Source organism: Kitasatospora sp. NPDC088351 (assembly GCF_040685575.1).
Classification (GTDB): Bacteria; Actinomycetota; Actinomycetes; order Streptomycetales; family Streptomycetaceae; genus Kitasatospora.
Map to the genome: position 1 here is coordinate 51,056 of NZ_JBFBIL010000050.1, position 6,559 is coordinate 57,614.

5 protein-coding genes and 1 pseudogene are annotated in these 6,559 nt (G+C 71.8%); 3 read left to right on the forward strand and 3 right to left on the reverse strand.

Features of this window, described 5'->3' with window-relative positions; all coding sequences use genetic code 11:
* Positions 1 to 107: 107 nt before the first annotated feature.
* Together efeB and efeU are read left to right on the forward strand one after the other, a co-directional pair.
* On the forward strand, positions 108 to 1,433 hold the full coding sequence (gene efeB / locus AB0P06_RS28130; protein WP_363612102.1) for an iron uptake transporter deferrochelatase/peroxidase subunit: 1,326 nt from the start codon (positions 108 to 110) through the stop codon (positions 1,431 to 1,433).
* 48 nt (positions 1,434 to 1,481) lie between these two features.
* Complete coding sequence (efeU, locus tag AB0P06_RS28135) at positions 1,482 to 2,333, forward strand: iron uptake transporter permease EfeU (protein WP_363612104.1); 852 nt, start codon at positions 1,482 to 1,484, stop codon at positions 2,331 to 2,333.
* A gap of 84 nt (positions 2,334 to 2,417) precedes the next feature.
* Here the strand turns inward: efeU and AB0P06_RS28140 are convergent, their stop codons facing one another.
* Entirely contained in the window at positions 2,418 to 2,696 is a 279-nt protein-coding gene (locus tag AB0P06_RS28140; RefSeq protein ID WP_363612106.1) for a hypothetical protein, read from the reverse strand.
* A gap of 374 nt (positions 2,697 to 3,070) precedes the next feature.
* Between AB0P06_RS28140 and AB0P06_RS28145 the strand changes: the two genes are divergently transcribed.
* Positions 3,071 to 3,718: an HNH endonuclease family protein gene (locus AB0P06_RS28145; protein ID WP_363612108.1), complete on the forward strand. Its 648-nt coding sequence runs from the start codon at positions 3,071 to 3,073 to the stop codon at positions 3,716 to 3,718.
* A gap of 94 nt (positions 3,719 to 3,812) precedes the next feature.
* Here AB0P06_RS28145 and AB0P06_RS28150 read toward each other — a convergent pair whose 3' ends face one another.
* Both AB0P06_RS28150 and AB0P06_RS28155 read right to left on the reverse strand, forming a co-directional pair.
* Positions 3,813 to 6,371, reverse strand: coding sequence for an FtsX-like permease family protein (locus tag AB0P06_RS28150; protein ID WP_363612110.1), 2,559 nt, complete (start codon positions 6,369 to 6,371; stop codon positions 3,813 to 3,815).
* Positions 6,372 to 6,454: 83 nt separating this feature from the next.
* Positions 6,455 to 6,559, reverse strand: a pseudogene (locus AB0P06_RS28155) (ABC transporter ATP-binding protein); the annotation flags it as partial.

Genomic DNA, 6,559 nt, shown 5'->3' on the forward strand with positions numbered 1-6,559 from the left:
GCCGCCGGTACCACCTCGTCACAAGTACCACCTCGTCACACCGCCGTGGCGGCCCCAGCGGCCGCCACGGCATCCGTGAGTCAGCACAGAGAAGGGCCCGCCCGCCGATGGACGTCGAGAACGAGCAGCAGAACGGGACGCCGGCCGGTACCGACGCCACCGCCACCACCAGTGCGCAGCGCGACGCCGCCCGCAGCCCGATCAGCCGCCGTGCCGTCATCGGCTGGGCCGGCGCCGGGGTGGCCCTCGGCGCGGCCGGGGTGGGCTCGGTCGCCGCCGCGACCCGCCAGGACGACGACGCCCCGGCGCAGGCCGCCGCGGGCGGGGACATCCCGTTCTACGGCGAGCACCAGTCGGGCATCTCCACGCCGGTCCAGGACCGGCTGCACTTCGCCGCCTTCGACGTCTCCGCCACGGCCACCCGCGACTCGCTGGTGAAGATGCTCAAGGAGTGGACCAAGGCCGCCGCCGCGATGACCGGCGGCCGTGACGTCGGTACCGGCGCCGTCAGCGGTCTGCCCGAGGCGCCGCCGGACGACACCGGCGAGGCCCTCGGCCTGCCAGCCTCCCGGCTCACCCTCACCATAGGCTTCGGTCCCACCCTGTTCGAGAAGGACGGTGTGGACCGCTTCGGCCTGCGGGCCAAGCGCCCCGAGGCCCTGATCGACCTGCCGAACTTCAAGGGCGACAAGCTCGATCCGCAGCGCAGCGGCGGCGACCTCTGCGTCCAGGCCTGCGCCGACGACCCGCAGGTCGCCGTGCACGCGATCCGCAACCTGGCCCGGATCGGGATGGGCACGGTCAACATCCGCTGGTCGCAGCTCGGCTTCGGCAAGACCTCCTCCACCACCCCGGACGCCCAGACCCCGCGCAACCTGCTCGGCTTCAAGGACGGCACCCACAACATCGCGGGCACCGACACCGCCCGGCTCGCCGAGCACGTCTGGGCCGGCCCGGGGGACGGTCCGGAGTGGATGACCGGCGGCTCGTACCTGGTCGCCCGGCGGATCCGGATGCACGTCGAGACCTGGGACCGCACCTCCCTCAAGGAGCAGGAGGACGTCTTCGGCCGGACCAAGGGCGAGGGCGCGCCGTACGGCAAGGCCAAGGAGCACGACGCGCCGGACCTCAAGGCGATGCCGGCCGACTCGCACGTGGCCCTGGCCCACCCGGACGCCAACAACGGCCTGATGATCCTGCGCCGCGGTTTCTCCTTCACCGACGGCACCGACGGCCTCGGCCGCCTGGACGCCGGCCTGTTCTTCCTCGCCTACCAGCGCGACAGCCGCAAGGCGTTCGTCCCGCTCCAGCAGCGGCTCGCCGCCAGCGACAAGCTCAACGAGTACATCCAGCACGTCGGCTCCGCCCACTTCGCCTGCCCGGCGGGCGTCCGCAAGCCCGGTGAGTGGTGGGGCCAGGCCCTCTTCGGCTGATCCCCGCCCGACCCGTACGTACCACCTCTTCACCCCCCAGGAGCCAGCGTGTTCGGCAACTACCTGATCGGCCTGCGCGAGGGCCTCGAAGCCAGTCTCGTCGTCTGCATTCTGATCGCCTATCTGGTCAAGACCGGCCGCCGGGACAAGCTTCCGCCGGTCTGGGCGGGCATCGCCGCCGCGGTCGTCCTCAGCATGGTGTTCGGCGCCGTGCTGCAGTACGGCTCGACCCAGCTGACCTTCGAGGCCCAGGAGGCGCTCGGCGGTTCGCTGTCGATCATCGCCGTCGGCCTGGTCACCTGGATGGTGTTCTGGATGCGCCGCACCGCCCGCCATCTGAAGACCGAGCTGCACGGCAAGCTCGACGCGGCCCTCGCCATGGGTACGGTCGCGCTGGTGGTCACCTCCTTCCTGGCGGTCGGCCGCGAGGGCCTGGAGACGGCGCTGTTCATCTGGTCGGCGGTGCAGGCCACCAACGACGGCTACAACCCGATCATCGGTGCGGCGCTGGGCCTGCTCACCTCGGTGGTGCTCGGCTGGCTGTTCTACCGCGGCGCGCTGAAGATCAACCTGGCGAAGTTCTTCACCTGGACCGGCGCCATGCTGGTCGTCGTCGCGGCCGGCGTGCTCGCGTACGGCGTGCACGACCTGCAGGAGGCCGGCTGGCTCGGCGGCCTGCACAACGTGGCCTTCGACATCAGCAGCACCATCCCCAAGGACAGCTGGTACGGCACCCTGCTGAAGGGCGTGTTCAACTTCCAGCCGGACCCGACGGTGCTCCAGCTCGTGGTCTGGGCGCTCTACCTCGTCCCGACGCTGGCGATCTTCCTCGGCGTCTTCGGCGGCAAGCCGGCCAAGCCCGTCACCCCGGGCGCCGGCTCCGCCAGGCCGGCCGCCTGACCGGCCCGCACCCCAGGACCAGCCTCCCGCCCCGCCCGGCCACCCGCCGGGCGGGGCGGTTCGCGTTCGGCGGCAGGTGCCCCGCTACCGGCCGTTGCGGTAACTCGCCATCACCACCAGGAAGACGATGAAACCGATGACGCCGAGGACGATCGGCCAGGCCCGGATCTCCTGCTGGAAGTCGCCCGCGCCGTGCGACTCGGACAGGTGCTGCTCCGCCTTGGCCCGCGCGAACGTCCCGGCGCGCTTGCGGTAGCCGCAGCTGTCGCAGACCACGTACCGCTGGTTGTTCCCGCCGTGGGTGATCCGCATCGTGTGCTGGTGCCCGTCCGGGCCGTCGCCCGTGATCCTGCTCGTCTCCATACCGGACCCCCTGTCGTTCCCCATTGCTCCGTATCGGAACATCGTCGCACGTGCCACCGACAACCGGCCCAGGGGGAGGGGGCGTTCACGGCGGATCGCCGCCCCGGAGGCGTGACCCGGCCGAGGCCGTGCCGGCCACCCCGGCGGTCGCCCAACTGCCGCTTTCCGAAGCGGGGTTCACCACCGGCTCGCGCCAACCGCCCAGCCGGGGCGTGGTGTTCGCGGCGCCGTGGGGCCGGACCGGAACTGAGGGCCGGTCAAAAGTTCACCTCCAGGGTCTACCCGCGTAAACCGGCGAGCGTCATGCTGGTTGCCAGCCCGGGCCGCTCCGCCCGGGGGCTTCCGCCTGCCCTCACCGATTCTGGAGTCCCCGCATGCCTGCGATACGTCCGCTCCACCGTGCCCTGGTGGCCGCCGTCGGCGCCCTGCTGCTGCTCGCCGCCACGCTGCTGGCCGGCGCCGGCAGCGCCCAGGCCGCCCTCCCGAGCCCCGTCTCGGCCGCCACCGCCCGTACCTACCTGGCCTCCATGGCGGCCATCGCGGAGTCGCACGCCGACAGCTACGACCGTGCGCTGTTCCCGCACTGGATCACCATCTCCGGTACCTGCGACACCCGTGAGACGGTCCTCAAGCGCGACGGCTCCGGCGTGGTGACCAACGCCAGCTGTGCCGCCGTCAGCGGCAGCTGGGTCTCGGTGTACGACAACGCCACCACCTCCAACGCCTCCTCCTTCGACATCGACCACCTGGTGCCGCTCGCCGAGGCCTGGCGCTCCGGCGCCTGGGCCTGGACGACGGACCAGCGCAAGGCTTTCGCCAACGACCTCACCCGCCCCCAGCTGCTCGCCGTCTCCGCGAGCTCCAACCGTTCCAAGGGCGACCAGGACCCGGCCCACTGGCTGCCCCAGGCGTCCTACCGGTGCACCTACGCCCGCGCCTGGGTGCAGGTGAAGTACTTCTACGGCCTGACCGTCGACAGCGCCGAGAAGAGCGCCCTCACCGGCATCCTCAACGGTTGCTGAGGAAACGTTCCCTCCGTACGCCGGAGCCCCGGCCGCCAGGACTCGGGTGAATCGAGTCCGCTGCGGCCGGGGCTCCGGCGCTTCGCGCGGTCGGCTACGCGCCCTTGATCGCGCCCAGGATGTCCAGGCGGGACGCCCGGCGGGCCGGCCAGACGGCGGCCAGCAGGCCGATCAGGGCGGCGCCGATCAGGAAGCCCACGATCTGCACCGGCGGCACCACGGTCGTGATGTTCTTGATGCTGTCCGCCAGCGTGCGGTTGCCCGCCCAGGCGACCACGATGCCGAGCAGCACACCGACCACGCCGCCGAACAGCGCGATCATCAGCGACTCCAGCCGGACCATCCGGCCGATGCCGCGGCGGTCCAGACCGATCGCTCGCAGCATGCCGATCTCCCGCCGGCGCTCGAACACCGACATCGCCATGGTGTTCACCACGCCGAGCACCGCGATCACCACGGACATGCCCAGCAGCCCGTACATCATGTTCAGCACGGCGGTGACCATCTGACTGGTCTCCGCCTTGATGTCCTTCTCACCCTTGACCGCGATCAGCGGATTGCCGCCGGTCGCGTCCCGCAGCGCCTGCTTCAGCGCGGCGTCGGCACCGTTGGCGCCCTTGACGAGGACCTTGGTCAGACCGGAGCCGGCCGAGGCGTGCGGGCCGACCACGGCGTCGGGGGCGATCATGCCGGCCAGCACGGTGTTGGCCTCCAGCACGCCGCCGACCGTCAGCGAGCCCTTCACACCGTCGGGGTAGGTGACGGCCAGGGTGTCGCCCACCTTGAGGCCGTTGTGCTCCGCGGAGCCCGAGCTGATCAGCAGCTTGCCCTGCTTCAGGGCGTCCGCCGAACCGTCCGTGACCTTGACGGTGGCCAGCTGGTCGATCGTCGTGGCGTCGACGCCGGTCAGCCACTCGGTGCCGTCGTCGGTCTCGACCGACACGCTGCGCATCACGCTCATGGCGGTGACGCCGGGCGCCTTGGCGATCTGGGTGGCGACCTCGGGGGAGAGCGTCGAGAAGTTCTGCATGGCGACCGTGTAGTCGGCCTTCATGTCGATCGCGGTGGCCTCGTCCACGGCCTTGCTCACCGAGGCGCCGACCACGGTCAGCGCGGTGATCAGGGTGACGCCGATGGTCAGCGCCGAGGCGGTGGCGGCGGTGCGGCGCGGGTTGCGGACGGCGTTCTCCTGGGCCAGCTTGCCCGGGGTGCCGTACAGCCTGCGCAGGGCCGGGGCGAGCAGCGTGATCAGCGGCCGGGACAGCAGCGGGGTCAGCACGAAGACGCCGATCATCAGCGCACCCGCGCCGAGGCCGACCAGACCGACCGCCTTGGCCGCGGAGCCGGCCAGCAGACCGCCGACGCCGACCGCGGCGAAGAGGAGGCCGATCGCGTTGCGCACCCGCAGGCTCTTGTGCGAGGCGGGCTGCTCGACCGAGCTCATCGCGGCCACCGGGGCGATCCGGGAGGCCCGGCGGGCCGGCAGCCAGGCGGCCAGCACCGTCACCACGACCCCGACGCCGACCGAGGCGATCACGGTGGACGGGCCGATCACCAGCGGACCGTCCGGCAGACCCGCGTCCAGCGGGCCGTTCAGCAGCGACTGCAGGCCCGCGGCGATGCCGATGCCGGCGAGCAGGCCGGCCAGCGAGGAGACCAGGCCCACCAGCAGCGCCTCGATCAGCACGGACCGGGTGACCTGCTTGCGGCTGGCACCGACGGCGCGCAGCAGCGCGAGTTCCTTGGTGCGCTGGGCGACCAGCATGGTGAAGGTGTTGGCGATGATGAAGATGCCGACGAACAGCGAGATGGCGGCGAACACCAGCAGTGCCCTGCCCAGGCCCTTGGTGCCCTCGGCGATCATCCGGTCCTGCTCGTCGGCCAGTTCACGGCCGGTCTTCGCCTCGATCGAGTCATTGCCCTGCGGGACGGTCTGCCGCACGGCGGCGAGCAGCGCGCTGTCGTCCGCGCCGGGCTTGCCCTTGACGTCGATCTCGGCGAACCGGCCGGGGGCCAGGTAGAGCTGCTGGGCGGTCGCGGTGTCGAAGGCGGCGAGCGAGCCGCCGGAGAGCACCCGCGGGTCGTTGGCGTGCAGCGTGCCGGTGAGCTTCAGCTCCATCACCGGGCCGTTGACGGCCACCCGGACGGTGTCGCCGACGTTGAAGCCGCCCTTCTCGGCGGTCTTGGTGTCCAGGGCCACCTCGCCGGAGGTGCGCGGGCCGCGCCCGTCCACCAGCGGGTAGCGCGGGTCGGTGCCGTCGGCGCCGGGCACGAAGTTGGTGCCGGTGGTGGTGAAGCCGTTGCCGATCAGGGCGCCGTTCCGGTCGGCGATGCCGGCGAAGCCGCTGACCACGCCGCGCGCCTCGGCGGCGCCGGGCAGTGCCGCGATCGCCTTGCGCGTCTCCTCGTTCAGGGTGGGCCCGCCGGTCGCCTTGGCGCCGCGGTCGTAGCCCCGGACGACGGCGTCGCGGTCGCTGACCGTGACGGCTATGTCGGTGTAGCTCTTGGCGCTCTGGGACCTGAGCGCGTTGCCGAGGGTGTCGGTGAAGACGAGGGTGCCGGCCACGAAGGCGGTGCCCAGCATGACGGCGAGGGTCGTCATCAGCAGCCGGGCTTTGTGGGCCAGCACATTGCGCAGTGCGGTGCGGTACATGAGGGAGTGTCAGTCCTGAGGTGTCTGGGGGCGGCCGGAACGGGGTCGGAGCCCGGACGGGTGGGTGCGGGGGCCGGCCGGCTCTAGCTGGTGCGGCCCTTGGCGTCGAAGCGGCGCATGCGGTCCAGGACGGTGTCGGCGGTGGGGTTGACGAGTTCGTCGACGATGCGGCCGTCGGCGAGGAAGAC

Coding starts and splice junctions, on each gene's coding strand:
- efeB (WP_363612102.1), top strand. CDS start 108: ATGGACGTCGAGAACGAGCAGCAGAACGGGACGCCGGCCGGTACCGAC.
- AB0P06_RS28140 (WP_363612106.1), bottom strand. CDS start 2,696: ATGGAGACGAGCAGGATCACGGGCGACGGCCCGGACGGGCACCAGCAC.
- AB0P06_RS28145 (WP_363612108.1), top strand. CDS start 3,071: ATGCCTGCGATACGTCCGCTCCACCGTGCCCTGGTGGCCGCCGTCGGC.
- AB0P06_RS28150 (WP_363612110.1), bottom strand. CDS start 6,371: ATGTACCGCACCGCACTGCGCAATGTGCTGGCCCACAAAGCCCGGCTG.